This window comes from Acetivibrio cellulolyticus CD2 (genome assembly GCF_000179595.2).
Lineage (GTDB): Bacteria > Bacillota > Clostridia > Acetivibrionales > Acetivibrionaceae > Acetivibrio > Acetivibrio cellulolyticus.
Map to the genome: position 1 here is coordinate 795905 of NZ_JH556659.1, position 23034 is coordinate 818938.

Sequence of the window (23034 nt, forward strand, 5' to 3'; positions counted from 1 at the left end):
GATACAAAAGTAATTACAATAGGCAAAAAGGTAAGTGCTTCAGCAACACAGAATACCTATGTTGCTGCCCCATACAACAAGGCATATCTTACTTTTGAACCTGGTTCTGTTAGTGAAGATATTGTTGTTACTATTGATTCGATAAAACTTGCAGATACACAAGTTCAATATAATCCTGATATGCCGATGCCTATAGGGCCACTTTACAGCATGAAGAAGACTCCTGAAAATGTTGAGTTCAATGATAACCACCATCCGAAACTTACTATTAACTTTACAGAAAATGAATTGATCGGAATTGATCCGGGTATGCTTTCGGTATATCATGTAAAAGATAATGGAGAAATAGAAGCTGTTACAGTTACAAATATTGATACCAATGCAACAGACCTTATGGGAAATAAAATTGTAAAAATTGAATGTGATGTTCCTGGATTCTCAAGCTATATGATAGTGCCTAAAATAGGAATTCCCGAGTTTGACACTCCTATAGACAGTATTGTATCAAGCTCTGTTGTAACACTAAACGGTAAAGCAGAGGCAGGTACAACTGTGACAATTTACAACGGTCAGGCAAAAGCGGGTGAAACAAAAGCAGATCAAAGCGGCAGATTTAGTATACAAATCTCACTTGCAGAAGGAATTAATAATATTACGGCTACAGAGACAAGATGGCTTAATGGCAATGCATTTACTGGTGCAAGTACTCAGGCTGTGTATATTGAATTGGACACATACGCACCGGAAGTTAAGAGCCTTATGGTTTCACCATCTGTAATAACACCTGATAATGACGGAATAGACGACTATACTAATATTTCTTTTGCGTTATCCGAAGAAGTTCATGTATTTGTAAGCATAATCGATGTAAATGGAAACACCGTAAAAGTATTGGAAAATGGTATTAAAAAACCCGCCGGAGCTTACAGTGTAAACTGGGATGGAAAAGACAGTAATACCAGAATTGTAAATAACGGAACATATGATATTTTTATTAAAATTGTCGATATGCTTGGAAATGTAGGAGTAGAAAAAACTCAAATAATTGTCGGGGACTTGATCCCACCTGTACTGACTATACCTCAGGATATGACAGTTGAAGCGAATGCAATACTTTCAACTGTTGATATCGGTACAGCCACAGCTACAGATAAAAGCAGCGTAACAATTACCAACGATGCACCTGTTGGATTCCCTCTAGGAACTACTATAGTTACATGGATAGCGACTGATGCAAACGGCAATAAAGCGACGGCAACACAGAAGATAACTGTGGTAGATACTACCAGTCCTGTATTGCTGATACCGGCAGACATTATTGCTGATGCAAATGGAATAACCAGCATAATTAGTCTTGGAGATGCAAATGCAACAGATATTTTCCCTGTAACAATAACAAACGATGCTCCGGGAACATTCCCTGATGGAATTACATTTGTGACATGGACAGCAACAGATGCAAATGGAAATGTTACAACAGCTGTTCAAAAAGTAACAGTCATCGAAAGGTTACGGGTTGAAATGTGGAATGTCCATAGAGATGCGCTTTCAAGCAATGTTTCCCCTAGGTTTATTATTACTAATAAGGGGACGACACCGGTTGATCTTTCTGGATTAAAGATAAGGTACTGCTATACAATAGATCAGGAAAAAACTCAGAATTTCTGGTGTGACTATGCAACTGTGGGGGAATACAACATTAATCACAATTTTGTGAAAATCGGCACACCTTCAAATTCTGCAGACTATTACCTTGAAGTAGGGTTTAAGACAGGTAGCGGAACTTTGGAGCCGGGAGCATTCACGGAAGTAGTAGTCAGATTTGCAACTCCTGATTGGTCAATATATAATCAATTAAATGATTACTCCTTTAACGGTGTATCAACAAGTTATGGTGAATGGGATAAGGTAAATGTTTATCAAAATAACAGCTTGATTTGGGGAGTAGAACCGTAAGTAAAGGTGATTATTAAATAAAATAAAAAAGTTACCAAGTCCAATCGGAGAAATATCAAAACAATCACTCTATCATATGTATGTTAGGGTGATTGTTTTATATATTTACCAAACACACTTTAATTTGTATTAAAAGTTTTATAATAGTATAAAAATATTTATTGAATATTTTAATAAAACTTAATATAATCTCATCTTTGACAGTTGAAGAGAAGAAAAAGCTTGAAACCTCTTGAATTTGGGCGGGTTCAAGCTTTTCTTGTTCTTTAAAAAATTGAGTACTTTTTTAGTTTTTTGTGTCTTTAAAAATTTTTTTAAGTTGTCTCATGTTAACGATTTGATAGTCTGTTCGGAAACCAAATTTTTCATGTAAATCATCGGTGAAATCCGTTCTTGTGTACGTCGGAACATAACCTTCGCCTTTGATTTCAATAAAATTCATACTTCTTAGCCCAGATATTATCTCTCCACAGGTATATTTTTCCGAAAGCTTTTTCTCTAACAGCCTGTATATCATTAGCGAAATGAAGCAAGTCGTAAAATGTGCCTTAATTCTATCATCCCTCTGCAAATAAACGGGTCTTGCCTTAAACTCTGACTTCATAATACGGAAGGACTCTTCAATTTCCCAACGTCTTCTATTAACTTTAATAATAGCTGAGGCGTCATCTTCGAGATTGGTGCATACCGCGTAGAAACCATCAAAAGCAGCCTCTTTTGTAATTAGATTTGTATCAATACCGATTAATTCTTTATCAGCTAATTCTCCATCGGATGTACAGTAGGACTTTGAGATAAAGCGTTTGTAATCATTGGCATTACATTTTTTAAGCTTTTTAGGATTTGTTTTAATAACTTTCTCTGCTCGCTCTACTTGACGATTTCGGATAGTCTGCTGATAATTTTTGTATTTAAGCGAGAAGGTCACAACAAGATTTTGCTCTAAGCCATCTTCGCTGAGCCAGCGCTGCTTGTAAAAAATCTTATCCATATCAGCTTTTTCATCAAGTTCAGTAATGTCATAAACCTTTTTAGAACCGGTAAGATACCATCCTTTTGTATCTAAAGCCCATTCCCTCAAATGAGCTTTCAACTTTTTAATGGACTGTGTAGTGATGAAAGCACGGTTTTGTATATTGTTGAATTTACGGTTAGCAGTAGATGCAAGACCAGCATCTGTGCAAACAATAAATTTTGAAAGACCGAAATCAGAAATGATTTTTTGCTCTAGAGGCTTCAATGTGGTTTGCTCATTGCTATTTCCTTTGTTAATGCAAAATGCAAGGGGTAAGCCGTCACCATCCATAAAAAGCCCCATCTGAACAATTGGGTTTGGCCTGTGCTCTTTTGATACGCCATACTGTTTAAGACCCTCTTCCTGCTCAATTTCAAAGAAGTAGTTTGTGCAATCATAATAGAGAATTCCTTTGTTGCGGCTACAAATACCGAGACTGTTCTTATATAACTCCGACTGTATATAGTCCGTTTCATCTGAAATAACCTCCAAAGCTCTGTAAACATGCTGGAGCTCAAAGTCTGGTTGTTCCAAAAAGTCTTTTGATAATTCACAAGTAGCAAGTTTGGAAGACGGGAAAATTATTCTTCCATAGACTAATCTGGAAAGAATAGAATTCAGGTTAAAGGAAAATTTATGCCTATCAGAAACTACCTTACAAATTTTGTGCAAGCCAAGAGAGTGATAAATTTGCTGAAGGAATAGATAACCGCCATTAAAAAAACGCTGTTCGTCCTTTACAATTTGTTTCGCAGGAGAGTATTTAACTAACACTTCTCGTTTTTCTTCTTTTTCTTTCTGATTAAGTTCTTCAATATATTTGTTTGCCCATTCAATAGGATCCTGACCGTTTAGTTGCTTCTGTAAATCAGCATAGGTCCCCAATTTTTCAACTATTTTAGTAGAATGGATACCATTAATCCAAGTTGATTTAATTATATAAAGAGATGCAGAATTCTTAGAACGTGATATTTTAAGTCTCATAAAATCCCTCCAATCTCTTATATTATAACATATGGCTCAATAGTACTCAATACATATATTGAAAAATTGACAAAAAAATAAGCCTATATCTTGGCTTTCAAGGATTTTTTATTTATTCAACTGTCAAAGACACGGGTGATTGTTTTATATATTTACCAAACACACTTTAATTTGTATTAAAAGTTTTATAATAGTATAAAAATATTTATTGAATATTTTAATAAAACTTAATATAATGTAAGAAATTCCTATTTACATTGAAATACTATGAACTGAAAAGAAGAGTTGTTCATTGTTTACAGCGAATCAGGGGATGGTAGAAGCCATACATGGTTTACTAACGAAACAATGAATAAAGAAAATTGAATATTAGTCTCAGTATTTTAACATGGTTTGCAAAATCGGATACAACATTTCATTTACCTCAAGATGTATCAAAGCCTTTTAAATATAGAATATATGTTCTATGGCTTATAGAATCGTTTATTACTTATCATTTATCTAATCATTATATTCATTTTAAAATTAATCATCCTCAAATTTTTTGTTAATATTTGAAGTATTTAAAGAAAGCCTTAAAAATTCAACATTTTCGGGCAAAATAGCAGCAAGTATGACTCATTTATTATGTAAATGCATGTTAATGCATAGTTTGTAAGCATAATATTAATTTCAAGATTCAGAGTTGCATTCTTAACTACAAGAGTTTGAACTAAAAAATTTAAATAAAAGGAGAGTTAAGTATGAAAAGAAAGCTATCAGTTGGTCTAGTTGTTTTGGTCCTAGTGATGACAGTGGTATCGTCATTAAACTTCCAGGCTTTGTATGCAGATACTCCGCAGACGTTTGTAGGCTACCATGGGCAGCTTAAGGTTCAAGGTAACCAAATTGTCGATGCCAGAGATCAGGTAATTACTTTGCGTGGTATGTCGTTGTATGCATGGAATACAAACGGACTTCAATTCTACAATGAAACAACAGTTAAACGCCTTGTAGAGGAATGGAAATGTACGGTTATACGTATTCCGATTCTCCCAAAACAGGTCTCATCTCAGGAAAGTTTGGTAAAAAAGGTTGTTGATGCTTGTATAGCCAATGGGGTATATGCCATTATTGATTGGCACTCAATGACTGGCGCTAATGCAGAAGCATGCTCAGACTTCATGAAGAGGATGGCAACTGCTTACGGAAATACTCCCAATGTTATGTATGAAACTTGGAATGAACCGGAGAGCAAGGATACCTGGTCAAATGTTAAGACTTACCATCAAAATGTAATAACAGCTATTAGATCTATTGATACAGATAATATCATTATATGCGGTACTCCACAATGGGCTCAAAAGCCACAGGAGGCAGCTGCAGATCCAATAACTACTTCCACCAATATTGCTTATTCAATGCATTTTTATGCTGCAACGCATAAGCAATGGTTGCGTGATGATACTACGACAGCATTGAACAAAGGGATTGCTATCTTTGCCTCAGAGTATGGTACAGGTGCAGCAGACGGCAATGGTTCTTTGGATGCTGCATCAACACAAGAATGGTGGAACTACATGGATGCTAACAACATTGGTTCCGCTAACTGGTCGATATCGGCACTTAGTGAAACAACTGCTGCATTTAATTCCGGCACAAGCGGGACGGACTGGAATGATTCTAACTTAAAACCATCCGGTATTTTAGTAAAAAATTATCTTGTAAAGATGAATACTCCTTTATGGGATGAAATAAATAATGTACAGCCGACCAGTATGCCTACACCAACTGGAACTCTGATTGTTAAGGGGGATATTGATGAGAACGGAAGCTTTAACTCAATAGATTTTGGTTATCTGAGAACACACTTGTTGGGTTCGAAAACTTTGTCAGAAACCCAACTCAAAGCTGCTGATGTTGATGGCAACAGTGCAGTTAATTCAATTGACTTTGGAATTATGAGACAGGTACTGCTTGGAATTAAAGCTGGTTTTTAAAATATAGTATTTATGTGGTTTGAGATTACAGTTTAATATAGATAGCCATATGTATTTGAAATCCGTATGGCTATTTTTTTAATGCCTAAGAAAGTGCATTCTTTCTGGCATCAAAAAAGTCTACCGAAGGGCTGTTTGCTGCAGAGAAATACTTTAAAACACAATACCAAAACACAAATCAAAAGAATAGTGTAAAGTTTCTTTTTTATTTTAGAGTCTGCGATATCGCTATCGAAACCTAAAATGCCGGAAACGCAAAAGCCTGGGATTATTCCCGTTATTGGAATTAAATAAAAAACGTTTCCAGCGAATAGATTATAACTGACTATAAATAAAAGATATAATAAAAGAATAGGTTTTGTAAATTTTGCCTTATCAAGTGTCTCGGGAATTCTATATCTCATATACATTAAAGCTCCAATGAGAGGAATAATAAAGGAATAAACAATGAAATAACCGAGGAAGATAGTGCTAAAAATTCCTCCAACCAGCATTATTGCTATCACTTTTCTGTTTCCGAAATTGTACTCCACCAAAATTCCTATGGTTAATAGAAAGACCGAATTGACTATTAAAAATAACGTATTGCTGTCAAAAAATTTAATATAACCACTAGTAAAAATATTAATAAGGCTTATCGCCATAAAAACCATAATATAAAAATATACTATCTTGAAAGAAAAAGTATCAAGTGTATTTATTCCTTCATTTTCAACGATAATTTGCGGTTTATTTCTAGCCTCATTTTCTGCTAATATCTTTATAATATCAAATTCAGCGTTTTTATCATCCACATCAAAGCAATTAGCAAAAACATCGTATATCATATGATTAGGATATACAATTCCTTTGGAAAAGAATATAGTCCTCTTTTTCTGACATAAGGCCATGCATGCAAAATTGTTTTTTTTTCTAGTTCTCTCATCATATGCATTTTTAAAAATACTCATTATTGTTTCAGGCGGCATTTCAGAAAAGATGAATACTTTTATATAGAATATATCGATATTTTTAGTCTTTGATTCATCGATTTCGTATGGATAAGAGAGCAACATTGATTTTATATCTTCAGTAGATAGTAAATCACTGTTATAAATCTCAAGCAGTTTTATTTTATTACCTGTAACCTTCTTTAGAATGCTATACTTTTCGTCAATTATAAATTCACCTTTATCGCTATCTTTTATTGGAATAAAATCGTTTTCCACAATTAACATTTCTATTGCGCTGTAAAGGTAACTTGACATTATTTTAAAATCCTTTCCCTATTTTCATAAGATATAGATTATGATTTTTAAATATATAATACCAGAATTTACACAAAGCAACAATACATATTAGTCTTTAGCATATTTTTATAGATGAGTGGATCTAAATTTTGTAAAAATCTTAGCATCCTATTTACAAATTTTATATAGTGTGATATTGTATTAAGTGTACTATAGTGAATAGTACACTTAATACAAAGAAAATGAGTTGATATTATTATGATTAATATTGATGCAAGGAGTAGTAAACCTATATTTGAACAAGTAGTTGACAAAATTAAAGAAAGTATAATAATTGGAGGGTTAAAGCCAGGAGAAAAAATGCCTTCCATAAGGGAGTTGTCAAAGATGCTTACAATCAATCCGAACACTGTCAGCAAAGCATATGCAGAACTTGAACGTCAAAGGCTTATCGAGACAATATCGGGAAAGGGAACTTTTGTATCGGCAAATTACAAGCCTAAGGTGGATGAAGATAGACTTCAGAAGCTTTTAGGAGTTTTAAGGGATGCAGTAATTGAGGCTCACTACATGGGGATTGATAAAAACAAAATAACCGAAATTATCAATGGGATATATAACGATATTGAAAGGTAGTGAAAATATGATTAACGTTTGTGGGGTTTATAAAGAAATAGAAGGCACGAAAATACTTAAAGATATAAATCTCAGTATTAAGAAGGGCACTATTTTAGGACTTATAGGTCCTAATGGTGCAGGCAAGACAACTCTTATAAAGATTCTTACAGGGATATGGCAGGCCGACGAGGGAAGTGTAACTTATAATGATTCTTCTATCTTTGACAACAAGGAGGTTAAAAGAAATATAGGCTATGTGCCTGATTTTTGCCATTATTATGAAAACTTCAAAGTTAAAGAACTTATAGAATTTTATAAATTAGCTTATGTAAGGTTTGATGAAAAAAGATTTGATGAATTAAACAATTTATTGGAAATCTCAAAAGCTAAAAGAGTAAGCAGCCTTTCAAAGGGAACAAAGGCAAAACTTATGCTTGCACTTAACCTTTCTATAAATCCAGAATACCTGATATTAGATGAGCCAACTTCCGGACTTGATCCTATTGCGAAAAGAAAATTTGTTGAAATAATATTAGATGAAGTATCCGAAAGGAATACTACGGTTTTGATATCTACTCATAATCTTGCAGATGTAGAGCAAATATGCGACAGTATAGCCATTATAAATAGCGGGCAGATAAAGTATAATGGAACGGTTGATGACATCAAGCAAAAGGTAACAAAGCTGCAGGTTGTATTTTTAAATGGGTTCTCGAGGGAAGCGTTTGGAGATGAAATTCTTGATGTAAAAAACGTAGGAAGTGTTTATTATATTGTAACTAAAGAACACTCAAAAGAATTTGAAGAGAAATTGAGAGCTAATGGTGCTACTTTGGTGGAAGAAGTAGATTTAAGCCTTGAAGAAATTTTTATATATTCTTATGGTAGGGGGGAATAATTATAATGAAATTAATTAACAAAGCACTTCTTTATAGGGATTGGAAATATTCAAAGTGGTTTATTCCAATACTCTTTTTAGAAATATTCAGGATTATTATTCCGAGTTTTTCTCGGGATGAATATGGAAGAATTGTGCTGGATATTTTTATGAATAAAAGTAATGGACTTGGTGGAACAGTCTTGACAGCTTTAACACTAGCGGTTATGGCTTCGGTTTTATTCTCCTTTGACAGAAATTTTACCAGTTACTCTTTTTCAGCAAGTATGCCTTTTAGTAGAAGAGAAATTGTAATTAGCAAATGGTTGGTAGGATTCTATAATGTGTTTTTTCCCAGTTTTTCTGTTTATGTGATAGAGAATATAATTTTAATACTTAATCATAATTGGGGCGAACATTTTTTAACTATTACATATAGCTATATTGCCTATTTGCTGTTTTTATTTTGTATACTTGGTTTTATTTTAATGGTTCAGTCTATGAATGGAACAGTATTTGTGGGAGGACTTATAAGTATTGTTTTTGCAGCTATTCCAATTACTATCATGCATATTATAGAAAATATTTACATGCGCTATAATGAAATGTTTATAGTACCTTCATTTATAAAAAATACACGTGAGCCAGTCTGGTTGATGCTTGATTTTTTGAAGAGCCTTTTTGGACTGGATATTACAACGGATGAGTCGGCGCTTCAATTTTTAGATGGAAGTGTAATTGCTGAAGTGGAGAATTATATGAGTTATATGCGTTATTGGGCTCCAGCAAAAATAATTATATACCTGGCGGCTATTGTTTTAATGTTTATATTTTCATTAAAGCTATTTAATAAGTCGAGGCTTGAACTAACCGGAAGAATAACAACGGTTGAAAGCTGCAATAAGTTATATAAAGCGATCATGGCATTTTACTTCGGTTTTCTATTACATACATTATACCTTGCAATAGCCGGGAGTATTGCTTTCAGGCTGGATATTGTAATTATATTCTGTGTTATAATTCCTATTCCGCTATACATTCTGATAGGCAGGGTTATAAAGATATATAATAGACGTTTTTCATAGTTGGGTTATTTTCTTAGATAAAAAGTCAGTGCCTTTAAAAATTGCGGGTTTTATATAAATTAGGAGATGATGAATGTGAAGAAGTTTGCTTTTGTTTTAACTATAATATATTTTATAGCTATCTCAAGTTCTATAGTGTATCCCTCTTTATCAACGGAAATAATAAGCATCGTAAAATCTGAAAATATAGAAAAACTTAAGTATCAGTTGCAAATAAACAAAGATAAAGAGTTAGTACGTACATCATTGTTCTATGCAATAGATAATCAAAAAGTTAATGCAGTTAAAATACTTATTGATCATGTGGATAACATTGATTATGAAGCTACTTTTGGCAGGTTGGGGACTCTTCTTGATGCGGCAATATCTGTTGGCAATATGGAAATTGTAAATATGTTAATTGATAAAGGGGCAAATATAAATAAAGTAGATAGTATGAAGGTGACTCCACTGCAAAAAGCGATTGCGGTAAGGAATTATACTTTGGCTTGTGAATTGGTTGACAGAGGTGCAGACCTTACTAAGGGAGAGTACAAATTTGAAGGAGTAAGTGACGTCTGGGAAAAGGAGGATAAAGAAAAGGCAGAGAGACTTGTAAGAATAGCTGTAGAAAATACAGATGTGAATAAAAGTGAAAACATAATAGGCTTTTACCAAATGGCAGTTTATATTAAGAACTATGAACTTCTTGATGTTCTCATTGAGAAATATCATGAACAAAGCTATTTGGAGAAAGCATTGAAGACAGCTGTAATTGGAAAGGATATTGAAATGATGGATTATATTATCGGTAAAGGAGGAAATGTAAATTCTGAAGAAATTTACAGTCTTTCATCCTGGTTGAGTAATACAGAAAATTTTGATATGTTAAAACATCTTATTATAAGATATGGTTATATTGACAATAAGATAGCTTCCCAAGTATTTATGAGAGCGTTGTGGAGTGATGATATAGATGCGGCCAGATTCCTTTTGGAAAATGGGCTTGATGTAAAAGAGTTACCTGTTGAAGGTCATTCACCTATTTTAGTTGCAATAAATAAATGTAAGCCTGAAGTTGTGAAACTTCTTCTTGAGTATAATGTTCCTATAGAGGTTAAGAGGGATGATGGAAAGGATGTATTTGAAGTTTTGAGTGAAATAAGGGAAAAAAATGTTGATTGGTTTGATTTTGAAAATAAGAAAAATATGGATAGTATTTACAATATGTTAAAGGAATACAGTGAAAACAAAAAGGAAAATTTGCTATAATGTTTCAAAAAAATTTTATTTGGTTGTTATATTTAATCAGTAAACGGTCAATAATTTAAATGACCTCACAAAATACATTTTAACCCCCTAAATAAACACCCCGGCAATGGCGCTGGGGTGTTTGCTTTTTGGTGTGCCCGGTGGGCACACGTTCTAACGGGTGAAAGTCCCCAATCCGCCCGACAGTGGGAAGGATACAGCCGAAGCCAAGGGTGTCCATCGTGAGATGGAATCTGAAGAAAGGATTAGGCAAAACTCTGGCTTGTTACATCTGAGGCTAACTGCATGGACTAGGTTGCCAAACAAACCAAAATCCGATAACTGTACAGAAATGTAGTTAGTAGTTATGGAATGAGTATAAGAGGGAAAGAGCGTGTGAGTACCCGGGGATATCTCATGGACATAGCCAATGCAATAAAATATTTGCGGCTATGGTTGAAAAAGATTTATCATGAGAAGTCAGCAGAAGTCATAGTACCACAAGGGCTTAAGACTGGGTGGGAAGGACTGAACTTTAGGAGATGTGAGTAAATGAAAGTAACCGATGATAGATTTAAGAACAGACAACTTCATATAGAAGACTATCTGCAAATGGTATCTGCGGAACAGAAAGAGAATGCAGGAGTGTTCACCTATCAGAGGATTGCTGAAAGCAACGACATCATTACAGATTTTTGGACGAACAATCTACTGGAATTGATTTTACGAAGAGATAATCTTAATAAAGCATATAAGAAAGTAAAATCAAATAAAGGAACAGGTGGAATTGATGGTATGCAGGTAGATGAAATTTTACCCTTCCTAAGAGAAAACCAAGATGAACTTATCCAGAAGATAAGAATGGGGAAGTACAAACCAAACCCAGTTCGAAGGGTAGAAATACCAAAAGAGGAAAAAGGCAAGGTTAGGAAACTAGGAATACCGACGGTGGTAGACCGTGTTATTCAACAAGCGATTGCACAGGAATTGACACTGATATATGAATGCCAGTTTTCGGAGAGCAGCTTCGGGTTTAGACCAAAGAGAAGCCAGCACGATGCATTGAAAAGATGTAAGGAATATGTTGATGAGGGATATGTGTATGTGGTAAGTATGGACTTAGAAAAATTCTTTGACACGGTGAACCACAGTAAGCTGATAGAAATACTATCAAGATCAATTAAAGATGGCAAAGTAATATCGCTGATACACAAATATCTAAATGCAGGTATAGCTGGGAAAGGATTCTTTGAGAGAACAGAAGAGGGTGTTCCACAAGGCGGACCACTGAGTCCACTTTTGGGGAATATAATGTTGAACGAACTGGATAAGGAACTGGAACGCAGAGGTCACAGATTTGTGAGATTTGCGGATGATGCAATCATTTTCTGCAAAAGTAGGAAAAGTGCAGAAAGAACATTGAAGAATATAGTGCCATACATAGAAGGGAAACTATTTCTGAAAATAAACCGAGCAAAGACAACAGTTTCGCATGTCAGCAAAATAAAGTATCTAGGATACGCATTTTACAGATACAAAGGTAAATGCAGGCTTAGAGTACATCCAAAGTCGGTAAAGAAAATGAAAGACAAACTTCGTCTACTAACCAACAGGAATAATGGATGGGGAAATGACTACCGAATACAAAAACTTAAAGAGTTTGCTAGAGGGTGGATTAACTACTTTAGTAAGGCGGAGATGAAGAAATTGATGGAAGAAACAGACGAATGGCTACGAAGAAGAATTAGGGCTATCTATTGGAAACAATGGAAGAAGGTCAAAACAAGATATCGTATGCTGAAAGCCTTAAAACTGCCTGAATGGAAGGTGCACGAAATGGCAAACTGTCGCAAGGGCTGTTGGAGAGCGGCAGTGATGCTAAACAGTGCACTAACAAACAAAATAATAGCCAGACTAGGATATATCTCCATGTCTGACTATTATCTAAAAATCTGTGAAAACTAAAGAACCGCCGTATACCGAACGGTACGTACGTGCGGTGTGGGAGGTCGGCTAATCAATTAATGGTTAGCCTCCTACCCGATTTCGAATTTGATGTAACCGGAGTATAAAATATTTTTTATTAAAAAATTTTTTAGTTAAGGTATATTTAATCAGTAAACGGTTAATAATTTAAATGACCTCACAAAATACATTTTAACCCCCTAATAAATGCCCCGGCAATTAAGCCGGGGTGTTTATTTATGCAGTGAATAATGAACAACGTAAAAGGTAAATACTAAGGAATAGCCGAAGTTATATTTTTAGCATTCTAAAATTGAGGTGAAGTTATGATTTATTTATACAACTGCTATGGCGGTACGCATTCTTCATCAATTGCTTCAGCAGTTCATTTAAACAAGTTACCTAAAGACCGTATTCCAACTAAAGAAGAAATATTAAATGTAGATTATTTTAATACATTAACGACTAAAGACTTTGGAAGAATAATTTTTCGTGGCATTGATGAAGATGGAAACAAGGTATATACTGTTGGAAGAGGTTCATCAAAGGTTTTGCTGCCTTGTATGGGCAACCTGCTGAGGCTTGCACATGATGAAATGGGCTTAAATCAAAGGATAATATTGTCAAATACGTCTCCTACCGTACCTTTTGCAATGACCATGGGAGGGTTATTTTCAAGAAGAATGGGAATAGACTTTTTAGGGGTTCCGCTATTGGTGAAAGGTGTCAAGCAATCATATGCGAAAGTAGTTGAACTTGTTGAAAAGACGAGAAAAAAAGCTCAAGAATCAAATGATCCGATTATGATTATCTATAATAAAGATAGCGAACACTAAAATTAACTCTATATAGCACTTAATGTTATCTACTATAGATGAAAAAACACCCTTAAATTCAGTTATTGAGTTTTTCGTCTATAGTAACTGATTATTTAGGATGTTAATTAATTCTATGCTTGGGCATATTCTTATGGGGCCAGGAAAAGCGGTAAATTAATCGCTAATTTCTATTTATTCCTCAGTTGAATATTCTATACCATTAGCGTCTAGTAAGCGAATAAATGAAAAAATTCCATAAACGCCACAATCGTTTATATATGTTTCATAATAATCTATAAAGCTTTCAAAATCACCTGAAAATGGTAGTGTGTCGAGACTACCCAGTACTTCTGTTATGCTGGCTGATATGAAAGGGTAATCTTCTAGTCTGTTAAGTTCGATTTCTGGACGATGGAACTTACTATACTTAAATGTTAGAAGCTTTTGGTCTGTTAAGGCGGCTACTTCATCGAATATCAGCAAAGTTTTTACCATAAACTTAATACCACGATCATCATTTTTATTACCTGTAAAATCGTAGTTGATTTTTGATTTTAGCTTATTTGTTAAAGTATGTGGTATTTCTACTCCATCAAATCCCGAATCTATTACAGACCAAAGACAGTATTGAGCTTTTGGAGTATAATCTAGGTAAGTAATTAATATTTTATTTAATTGCTTTACATCTTTTTTGGATTTCCATTTGCCATCTAAAAGGCATGAAAGGTTTTTTGATGTTTCAGATATGCTATCTTCAGTGCAGTTAGAAAGTTCTATGGCGATATCTTCATTATTTTTGCTATCCATGGCATCTAAAATAAAACTTTGCATAGGATTTATTGTTTTATTAGGCTTGGTTGTTTCTTTAAATGAATTTCCAAAAAAGAAGGAATCTTTACCGCTTGCTAATACAGCATTCGCAGACGATACGAAAACAAGGCTAAAACACAAAACAAAGCATGCTAATCTTCTAATAATATTATTCTTTCTCATAACGACCTCCCAAAGTCGGAATTATTAAACTTGCAACTTTCGAAGCTTATCCCGGCCCGCATAAAAAAATTGGACAAATTTCTCTGTCAAACATATTTTAACATAAAAAGTAAATAAAATACAACAAAAACGTAAATGTTTTTACAAAATTTTAGCAGAAGTTTTGGTTGTAATTTGGATTTTATATAATTTATAATTAGAAAAGAATTAAGCTGACTAAAGAATAGGGGGAAAAGTAAGTTGATCGATTTGGCAATAAAGTTGGATTTTTTTTATTTAGTATTAGGTTTGGTTTCAATAGTAAATATTATTGGTTTTAGTATAGTGGGAGCAGATAAATATAAGGCGAAAAAGAATTTATGGAGAATTCCTGAGAAGACATTTTTTTTAATTGCTGTCTTTGGAGGTGCAATTGGTGTATATGCCGGGATGCTTTTTTTTAGGCATAAGACCAGGCACTGGTATTTTATGTTTGGGATACCTGCAATATTAGTAACTGAAGCTATAATAGCATTCCTTCTGCTGAAGAATAGCTGAAGCATTGCTCCGGGTTTTTACACAGGCTCTTTGGAACAAAAGGGCAAGATAGTGAAAATACAGCCGAAGTTATATTTCAGCATCCCTATTCGCCGAAAATAAATTAAAACAGTGGATTATAAATTTTCATTAATATTCCCATAATGGTATAATATACTCAAGAAACTTTTTGGAGGGATATACCATTATTTTTGATGATTTTGCCAGAAAGATAATCGAAATGCCTTCACAAAACTCCAAATTTATAGTAAAAGGCCCGACAGGAAGTGGAAAGTCGACAATCCTCCTGGAAAGATACAGGTATATGGTAGACAAGCTCAGTGTGCCAAGTGAAAAGATCCTGATATTGCTCCTAAACAGGACGCAGTCATTAGAATGGAGGACGAAAACTGTACTTGTAGGTTCTGGTGCGGTTTTGAGAACTTCGTACTATGGGTTTATTCAAAGTGAAATCAAAACTTATTATCCTATTATTTCGAAGAAGTGTAATGAAATAGTTAACAAGGATATAAAGCCTGTGTTTCTTACCTTTGAAGCTGCACAGTTTCTTGTTGCTACTGTAATTGATTGGAGAAGGCAGAACCAGGGAGCGTTTGCAGGTGTTACTTCATATACTGACAGGCTTGCAATTGATCTTACCGGTAACCTTGTAAAGGCGGCTATATCTGATATTCCATATAACCAAATTGGGGACAGGCTTTATAACGCATTGGAAAAGAAGGATGATTTGAGAAGGCAGATATATAGGGAAGCTGATGATATTGTTTCTGCATACAGGAAAAAGTGTCTGGAGCTTGGAATATTTGATTTTGGAATGGCGGTTGACCTTTACAATAATTGCCTTCTGAATGATAAGTTATATAGAGAAAAGCTGTTTGGAAGGATTGAACATTTGATTGTAGATAATATTGAGGAGTGTGTTCCTACTGAAGCGGACTTTATTGACTTCCTTCTTCCGAATCTTAAAACCTGCCTTTTGGCGTATAACCATGAGGGAGGGTATGGGGAAGCTTTTGGTAGTAATCACAATTATGTAAAATCGGTATTAATCGATAAAGTTGATAAAATTGAGATGGATAAATCCTATACATGTCAGGATTTTATGTTTGAGTTCTCTGACATGTTATTTGATAATATTGAAAACCTTAACGTCAACAAGTGTGATAAGGGGCCCCATATAGAGAGGGTTGCTCCTTTTGAATTAAGAAGTGAGATGCTTGAAAATGTTGGTGAGAGAATAGTCAAGCTAATAAGCGAGGATGGCTATAAACCTTCGGATATAGTTGTAATATCCAGTTATGGAGATCCGGTAACTGAATTTGTAATTGCTAGAATACTTGAGAAGTATGGATATGAGGTCAAAAATCTTGCAAGAAAGAGCAGACTGATTGACAACCCATTTTCCCAGGCACTTATAACGTTGGCACAGCTCTGTCACCCGACATATGGGTCAATGCCCAATAGGGATGATGTAAGGGCATTGCTTAGAATGGTACTTAAAGTTGACCCTGTCAGAAGCTCAATTCTAGCAGGTGAGATTGTAAGCCAGAGGCCATTTGCACAATTTCCGGATATAGAATTCCCAGGACTGGTTGAACGAATAGGCTATTATAATATTGAAAAGTATGAATACATAAGAAACTGGATAAGTGATTATAAATCGAGGGAGAAGCCACTTAAAATAAATGAATTTTTTCAGAAGGTTTTTTTGGAAATCCTTATTTCAAAGGAAGTATCTGAAAAGGATATTCTTGAAGCTAAAAATCTTATTGATAGTGCGCAGACCTTTGTTGAGGTAGTATCAAGGTATAAAAGGAATGCTAGTAAAGATTTTCTGGAAGTTGTAAGAAGGGGGATTAAATCTGCTGAGAGCATTTTTGAACTCGAGGAGAAGCTGAGTGGAGATTTTGTTCTCATATCCACTCCGGTAGCATATCTTGCCAGTTCACTAAAGAGCAAGGTGACTATAATTACAAGCCTTAGCAGTAACAATTGGACACCTAGAAGTATTAAGGAGATAACAAACCTGCATGTACTTACGAAGACCTGGGACGAAAATGATATTTATACCGAAGAGCTTGAGGAGAAAAACCAAAAACATTATCTGGCTACTCTAATGAGAGCTGTTTTTAAAAGATGTGGAGAGAAGCTGATAACTTTTGAGTCTATGCTATCTGCCAATGGATATGAGAATGATGGGATTTTAGCGGACTACTTTGATGAAATATTGACATAGATTGTGCTTTGGGAATTTGCGAAGCAAATGTTCTAAAATCGGGTGCTGATTAATGCACCTGTGATTTTTCGTGGAGGCTTAAATGGGGCTTAGAAAAGGTCAAAGAGAACTTGTAGAACAATATAGAGGTGGATACTGTGCTATTCCTGCAATTCCGGGAGGTGGAAAAACTCACTGTTTGTCTTTATGGGCGGCAGAGATGATTGCCAATGGACTTCACAAACCGGGAAAGATTCTTATTGTAACTTATATGAATAGTGCGGTAAATAATTTCAAACAGCGTATAGCCTCAGAACTAAAAAACAGGGGCATAATAAGCGGTAAAGATTATTTTGTATCTACCATACATGGGTTATGCCTCCAGATAATAAAGGAAAAACCTGATCTTGTTATAACTAATGAAGAGTTTGAAATTATTGATGGTGTATCGAAAATTCACCTGATTTCTAGCAGCATTGATGAATGGAAAAGGCACAATGAGAAGAAATTCAGGCTCTACATTGATGATTCGAATTTAAACGCCAATAAAATCAGTGACACATATAAGAATTGGCAGGACAAACTCTGTAATATAATGCTTTCGGCAATTGGTGATTTCAAATGCAGGGGTATTAATTCCAAAGAGGCAATGGAACGCTGCAGGGGACTTGGGGAGGATTCCATATTGTCCTGGGCAAGCGAGATATATGAGATATACGATAAGAAGCTTAAAATTGGTGGTTTTCTCGATTTTGACGATATGTTGTACAATGCAAAGAAGATGCTTAAGGAAGATCAACTATTGCTGGAAAAGTATCAAAAAAAATATTCTTTTGTATGTGAGGATGAAGCACAGGACTCAAACCTTATACAGAGTGAAATACTTGACCTGATATCAAACGGAAATCTCCTGAGGGTTGGGGATAGTAACCAGGCAATATGCGGGAGCTTTAGTAATAGTGACTTTACACTATTTAAGAATTTTTGCGACAACCCATCAACTACTGTATATAAGATTACACAGTCCAGCAGAAACACTGTTGACATAATTAACCTTGCTAACTATTTTGTGAAATATGTAAGGGAAAGCCACCCCGTGGCTGAATGCAGGGATAGTCTTTTAGCTCAGTTTATTGAGCCTGTTGGTGAGGATGACTCAAGGCCAAATCCTAAAATTGATAAGTATGGCATAAAGGCTGGGATATTCACATCGTGGGAAGATGAAGCCAGGTCAGTTGTGGTCAAGGCTCAGGAAATGATAAGGAAATATCCTGGAAAGACTATAGCTATACTTGTTCCTACCTCATGGAGAATGAATGTGGTTTTGAACTTTCTGGAAGCGAGAAAAATCCCATATGAACTCCTTGACAATACTTCAGGTGAAAAGAACAAGACAATAAGAAAGCTGGGAAGGATTATTGATTTTATTGCGCAGCCTGAGAGTGGTCTGAAGTTCTATGATATGATGAATGAGTGCTTTCTTCTGGATTCTTACGATAGTGAATCTGCTGACGAGGAACAGAATGAAGAGAAGAAAACCGTAGGTCAAAGAGTGATTTTGTGTGAGTTCCTAAAGCTGTATCCGGTTGAAAAGCTCCTCTACCCAATTGGGGGAGAGATTGAGAGAGTTGACATACCAAAGGACTTGCTTGCAAGTGATATATGGTCTGATTTTACGGAAAAATTAGAACTTGTGAGGGAGCTTTTAGAGTTTCCTAGTACTATAGTTGAAAAGCTGATCTTGTTTATTTCTGAAAAATTGGGATTTGAAAGGGAAGAAAGGGCTATAGCGCAGAAAGTGGCAGGGGATGTGAGATATTTGATGAGTCAGGATCCTCATTGGAAACTTGCCGATTTGGCGTTAGAACTTTTAAGTCCCAAAAATATATTCAACTTTTTTGCGGGTATAGTATGGGATTTGAAGGGCTATGAACCAAAACCCGGAGTAGTCACACTAGCTACATATCACAAGTCAAAAGGACTTGAGTGGGATATTGTTTTTTTGACAAGTTTAACCAGCACTGATTTTCCGGTGAGTCTTGATGATAAATTCATAGGAGAGTACTGGTTTTTGAAGGAAGAGTATAAAAATCCCCAGGCTATAGTAAAGGCCGATTTGGAAAAGTTATTGGACGGAAAAAGCACTGGGAATTCAATAGTGAGGTCGAAGATTGAGACGATATCAGAGAGGGCAAGGCTTTTATACGTGGGAATAACAAGGGCGAAAGAGTATCTCTTTTTAACTTCTTTTGAAACAAACAGAGGAAAAAAGAACGAAACTTTGGCTTCAAAATATATCTTGGAATTTAGAAAATATATTGAAGCATCGAAGCATAATTAACCTTAAAATATGAAGTGCATTATTGTAGATAGTTGGTAATGTTAAAAAGCACCAGGAGGCATCAAAAGAATGAGCGATTTACGATTTGCTGAATATTTTTTATTCACACAGCAGTCACTGGCGACCTTTGACAGGTGCCCTTTGAAGTTTAAGAAAAGATATCTTGAAAACCTCAAGTGGGATAATTTCCCTGATGAAGAGATAAAGAAAAGACTTGAAATGGGGAATGATTTTCACCTTCTTGCATATAGGTATTTTCTGGGAGTTGAGACTGGATTAAGTGAGAAGACAGAAGGATTTGAAGAACTAAACAGCTGGATGAAAAGCCTTGAGAGCAAGTTCCAGAAGAAGGAGACCCGAAAGTACCTTCCGGAGTATAAGTTGCGAATGGCAAAAGGGCCTTTAAGGTTGGAGGCTAATTTTGACCTTTTAATAGTTGATGGAGACAAACTGGAAATATGGGATTGGAAAACCCATGGTAAGGAAAATAAACCGGACAGAAAAGGCAGTAAGGGGAACAAGTATAAGAAAAGTCTCCAGTCAATGGTTTATCTGTTTGTGCTCAAGGAGCAATGTGAGAAAATAACCGGGAAACAGGTTAGAGCTGAAAACATAAGTATGTTTTATTGGCAGCCTGAACCTCCGGAAGTACTGACAGATATAAGGTATAGTGATGAAATGCACAATACCTATAGAGAAATTTTACAAAACAAGATAAACGGCATACTTGAATATGACTTTTCAAAATTCGAAAAGTCTTTATATGAGAAAAACTGTAAGTACTGCGAATTTAACTGGTTTTGCAACAACCAGAGGATTGATTTCAATGTAATTGAGGAAGATGAGGATTTTTTAGACGAGCTTGAATGGGAGAGCATTGAGGAGTTGACATAGGTGAAGGTTAAGTTAAATATTTTAAATGGAGATGTCCAGATTCCGAAGGAAATTATTGAGGCAACAGACGGAGATGAATTGGTTGCCAGAATATTTTATAACAGAGGATATAAAAATCCTTTAACCATTCGTCAGATGCTGAAGGATGAATTTTACACTCCAACTGATGTAAATGAATTTACTAATATTAAGAAGGCCGTTGACAGGATTTTAAATGCTGCTGACAGAGATGAGAAAATCTGCGTTTATGGTGACTATGATGTTGATGGTGTGACTAGTACAGTTACGCTTGTGGAGTGTTTGAGTCTATTTATAGATAAAGTGGTATACCATGTCCCGGACCGTTTCACAGAAGGCTATGGAATGAATATTGAGGTGATAGAGAAACTTGCCGGTGAAGGAGTGTCTTTGGTTATTACCTGCGACTGCGGAATATCAAATATTAATGAGATAAAACGTGCAAAAGAATTGGGGATGGATGTAATACTTACTGACCACCATAATATTCCATCAGAGCTTCCGAATGCAGATGTGATCCTAAATCCAAAGCTTCTTGAAGAGGGGCATAAGGCCAGAAATTTGTCGGGTTGTGCAATGGCATTTTTTCTGTGTCTGGCTTTGCTGAAACATAAAGGTATGGAGGAAAAAGCTGAAGATTATCTGGATATGCTTGCCTTATCCCTGATTGCAGATGTTGTAAGCCTTAACGGAGAAAACAGATATCTTCTAAAAAAAGCCCTTCCCAAACTGTTTAATACAAAAAGAGAGGGGCTTATAAAACTTCTGGGGATAGCAAGTAAGACCAGCGAACTCAGCACAGAAGAGAATATAGCCTTTCAAATAGCACCAAGGATTAATGCAGCAGGTAGAATGGAATCTGCAAGGCTTCCTGTAGAATTGTTATTGTGCAAAGACCCATATATGGCAGATGAGATGGCTCAAAAGATTGATTTTCTAAATACTGAGAGGAAAAGAGTTCAGCAGGAAATAATCGACCAGGCTATAGAACAGGTTGAGACAAAAAAGAAAAATAAGACGGTACTGGTGCTTTACAACGACTTCTGGCATCATGGAATAATTGGAATTGCGGCAGGCAGAATATGCGAATTGTATAGAAAACCTGCAATACTTCTTTCTTTAAAGGAGGATGGAAAAACTGTTGTAGGTTCGGCAAGGTCTGTTGATGATATTAATATCTATGAGTTAATCAAGGAGTGTAGCGAAAGACTATTGAAATTTGGAGGACATTCTCAGGCGGCTGGGCTTTCACTTTTGAAAGATGATCTTCAGGGGTTTGTGGGTGAAATTGAACTTCTTGCAGAGAAGAAACACTTTATCAATGAAACCATTAAAGTTGATATTGATATGGAGCTTGAGGTTGATAATGTAACAGATGAACTCTATGACAGGCTTCAGTTGGCTGGTCCTTACGGAGAAGGTTTTGAAGCGCCAATGTTTGTATCATACGGGTTAAAGGTTTTAAGTGATAGAAAGACCGAAAAAAATCACCATATAATGGTGCTGGAAGGAAAAAATAATACCAGAATATCTGCTGTCAAGTGGTTTGGCAGTGGCAAGTCTCTTCAGGGCAAGGTTTTTGATCTGACGTATAAGATAAGCAAAAATACCTATAAGGGCAACTCCAGCATTCAGCTAACTCTAGGCCATACAGTTGAAAGTGAGGGAGAAGTACAGAAAGTCTTTAACGGCAGTATAATAGATGAAAGAGGCAGTGATATTAATTTATTGGCAGATAAATATGCACAACCTTTGTTTTTCTATGAGGGTTTGAATTCAACATGCCCTGTGGCTTCAGCTGTAGATCGCTTCGGAATTAGAAAAACGGATAATGTGGTGTTTTTGTCTCCTCCTGCTAATACATCAATTTTCAGGGAAATTATAGCTTTAAGCAATCCACAGAATATCATTATCAACTTCAATGTTTTGCAGGATTACTCTTTCAAAGGTTTTGTTATAAATCTTTTAGGACTAATCAAGCATATTGTGAGTCAAGATAAGGGAAGGGGTTATATTGAAGCTATTTCGATAAAGCTAGGTGTAGAGGAGGCGGTTGTTAAATCAGGGCTTAGATTTTTAAAAGCTGCAGGCAAGGTTAATTACCTCTTGAGTGAAGATGACAGAAGAGTTTTTATATTGAAAGGTGATGGTTCGCAAACCATAGATATGGTTTCGGCAGAAAAACGCTTAAGGAATGCACTCATGGAAAAGATGGCGTATCAGCAGTTTATATTAAAAACGGAAGTAGATAATTTCAGAGAATATTTGAAATAATTCAAT

Annotated in this window: 16 protein-coding genes; 13 read left to right on the forward strand and 3 right to left on the reverse strand. The window is 35.3% G+C overall.

Annotated elements, in window-relative coordinates; translation table 11 throughout:
• Positions 1–1956, forward strand: a 1956-nt coding sequence (locus ACECE_RS28730; RefSeq protein WP_010251721.1) for a cellulose binding domain-containing protein, incomplete at its 5' end; no start/stop codon positions are given.
• Between the two features lie 286 nt (positions 1957–2242).
• Here the strand turns inward: ACECE_RS28730 and ACECE_RS0223400 are convergent.
• The gene (locus tag ACECE_RS0223400) at positions 2243–3955 is read right to left on the reverse strand and encodes an IS1634 family transposase (protein ID WP_010251723.1); all 1713 of its coding nucleotides are present in this window, start codon (positions 3953–3955) and stop codon (positions 2243–2245) included.
• A gap of 743 nt (positions 3956–4698) precedes the next feature.
• Between ACECE_RS0223400 and ACECE_RS32010 the strand changes: the two genes are divergently transcribed.
• Positions 4699–5934: a cellulase family glycosylhydrolase gene (locus ACECE_RS32010; RefSeq protein WP_010251727.1), complete on the forward strand. Its 1236-nt coding sequence runs from the start codon at positions 4699–4701 to the stop codon at positions 5932–5934.
• 110 nt (positions 5935–6044) lie between these two features.
• On the opposite strand, the gene ACECE_RS0223410 is transcribed toward ACECE_RS32010, so the two are convergent.
• Positions 6045–7142, reverse strand: coding sequence for a rhomboid family intramembrane serine protease (locus ACECE_RS0223410; protein ID WP_205410220.1), 1098 nt, complete (start codon positions 7140–7142; stop codon positions 6045–6047).
• A 279-nt stretch (positions 7143–7421) separates the two neighbouring features.
• Here ACECE_RS0223410 and ACECE_RS0223415 point away from each other — a divergent pair, with 279 nt between their 5' ends.
• The 6 genes from ACECE_RS0223415 to ACECE_RS0223445 all read left to right on the forward strand — a co-directional run bounded on the left by ACECE_RS0223415 (position 7422) and on the right by ACECE_RS0223445 (position 13774).
• Positions 7422–7799, forward strand: a complete 378-nt coding sequence (locus ACECE_RS0223415; protein ID WP_010251733.1) for a GntR family transcriptional regulator — start codon at positions 7422–7424, stop codon at positions 7797–7799.
• A gap of 7 nt (positions 7800–7806) precedes the next feature.
• A complete protein-coding gene (locus ACECE_RS0223420; RefSeq protein ID WP_026073974.1) occupies positions 7807–8679 on the forward strand; it encodes an ABC transporter ATP-binding protein in 873 nt (290 codons plus the stop codon).
• Between the two features lie 5 nt (positions 8680–8684).
• Positions 8685–9743: an ABC-2 transporter permease gene (locus tag ACECE_RS0223425; protein ID WP_010251740.1), complete on the forward strand. Its 1059-nt coding sequence runs from the start codon at positions 8685–8687 to the stop codon at positions 9741–9743.
• A gap of 75 nt (positions 9744–9818) precedes the next feature.
• A complete protein-coding gene (locus ACECE_RS0223430; RefSeq protein WP_010251743.1) occupies positions 9819–10994 on the forward strand; it encodes an ankyrin repeat domain-containing protein in 1176 nt (391 codons plus the stop codon).
• A 531-nt stretch (positions 10995–11525) separates the two neighbouring features.
• A complete protein-coding gene (gene ltrA, locus ACECE_RS0223440) occupies positions 11526–12938 on the forward strand; it encodes a group II intron reverse transcriptase/maturase (RefSeq protein ID WP_010251745.1) in 1413 nt (470 codons plus the stop codon).
• Positions 12939–13264: 326 nt separating this feature from the next.
• Positions 13265–13774 carry a DUF3189 family protein gene (locus ACECE_RS0223445; RefSeq protein ID WP_010251749.1) on the forward strand — a complete coding sequence of 170 codons (510 nt, stop codon included), beginning with the start codon at positions 13265–13267 and terminating at the stop codon, positions 13772–13774.
• 174 nt (positions 13775–13948) lie between these two features.
• Here the strand turns inward: ACECE_RS0223445 and ACECE_RS0223450 are convergent, their stop codons facing one another.
• Entirely contained in the window at positions 13949–14749 is an 801-nt protein-coding gene (locus ACECE_RS0223450; RefSeq protein ID WP_010251752.1) for a hypothetical protein, read from the reverse strand.
• Between the two features lie 240 nt (positions 14750–14989).
• Between ACECE_RS0223450 and ACECE_RS0223455 the strand changes: the two genes are divergently transcribed.
• From ACECE_RS0223455 to recJ, 5 genes are all read left to right on the forward strand, one after another.
• A complete protein-coding gene (locus tag ACECE_RS0223455; protein WP_010251754.1) occupies positions 14990–15286 on the forward strand; it encodes a DUF1294 domain-containing protein in 297 nt (98 codons plus the stop codon).
• Positions 15287–15506: 220 nt separating this feature from the next.
• On the forward strand, positions 15507–17522 hold the full coding sequence (locus ACECE_RS0223460) for a UvrD-helicase domain-containing protein (RefSeq protein ID WP_456049045.1): 2016 nt from the start codon (positions 15507–15509) through the stop codon (positions 17520–17522).
• Positions 17523–17604: 82 nt separating this feature from the next.
• Entirely contained in the window at positions 17605–19842 is a 2238-nt protein-coding gene (locus tag ACECE_RS0223465) for an ATP-dependent helicase (RefSeq protein ID WP_010251757.1), read from the forward strand.
• Positions 19843–19911: 69 nt separating this feature from the next.
• Complete coding sequence (locus ACECE_RS0223470; protein WP_010251760.1) at positions 19912–20736, forward strand: PD-(D/E)XK nuclease family protein; 825 nt, start codon at positions 19912–19914, stop codon at positions 20734–20736.
• Positions 20737–23028, forward strand: a complete 2292-nt coding sequence (gene recJ, locus ACECE_RS0223475) for a single-stranded-DNA-specific exonuclease RecJ (RefSeq protein ID WP_010251763.1) — start codon at positions 20737–20739, stop codon at positions 23026–23028.
• Positions 23029–23034 lie beyond the last annotated feature (6 nt).

Excerpts from the sequence above, each read along its gene's own strand:
- ACECE_RS0223420 (WP_026073974.1), top strand. The coding sequence starts at position 7,807 with ATGATTAACGTTTGTGGGGTTTATAAAGAAATAGAAGGCACGAAAATA.
- ltrA (WP_010251745.1), top strand. The coding sequence starts at position 11,526 with ATGAAAGTAACCGATGATAGATTTAAGAACAGACAACTTCATATAGAA.
- ACECE_RS0223465 (WP_010251757.1), top strand. The coding sequence starts at position 17,605 with ATGGGGCTTAGAAAAGGTCAAAGAGAACTTGTAGAACAATATAGAGGT.
- ACECE_RS32010 (WP_010251727.1), top strand. The coding sequence starts at position 4,699 with ATGAAAAGAAAGCTATCAGTTGGTCTAGTTGTTTTGGTCCTAGTGATG.
- ACECE_RS0223425 (WP_010251740.1), top strand. The coding sequence starts at position 8,685 with ATGAAATTAATTAACAAAGCACTTCTTTATAGGGATTGGAAATATTCA.
- ACECE_RS0223470 (WP_010251760.1), top strand. The coding sequence starts at position 19,912 with ATGAGCGATTTACGATTTGCTGAATATTTTTTATTCACACAGCAGTCA.
- ACECE_RS0223460 (WP_456049045.1), top strand. The coding sequence starts at position 15,507 with ATGCCTTCACAAAACTCCAAATTTATAGTAAAAGGCCCGACAGGAAGT.
- ACECE_RS0223400 (WP_010251723.1), bottom strand. The coding sequence starts at position 3,955 with ATGAGACTTAAAATATCACGTTCTAAGAATTCTGCATCTCTTTATATA.
- ACECE_RS0223445 (WP_010251749.1), top strand. The coding sequence starts at position 13,265 with ATGATTTATTTATACAACTGCTATGGCGGTACGCATTCTTCATCAATT.
- ACECE_RS0223415 (WP_010251733.1), top strand. The coding sequence starts at position 7,422 with ATGATTAATATTGATGCAAGGAGTAGTAAACCTATATTTGAACAAGTA.
- ACECE_RS0223450 (WP_010251752.1), bottom strand. The coding sequence starts at position 14,749 with ATGAGAAAGAATAATATTATTAGAAGATTAGCATGCTTTGTTTTGTGT.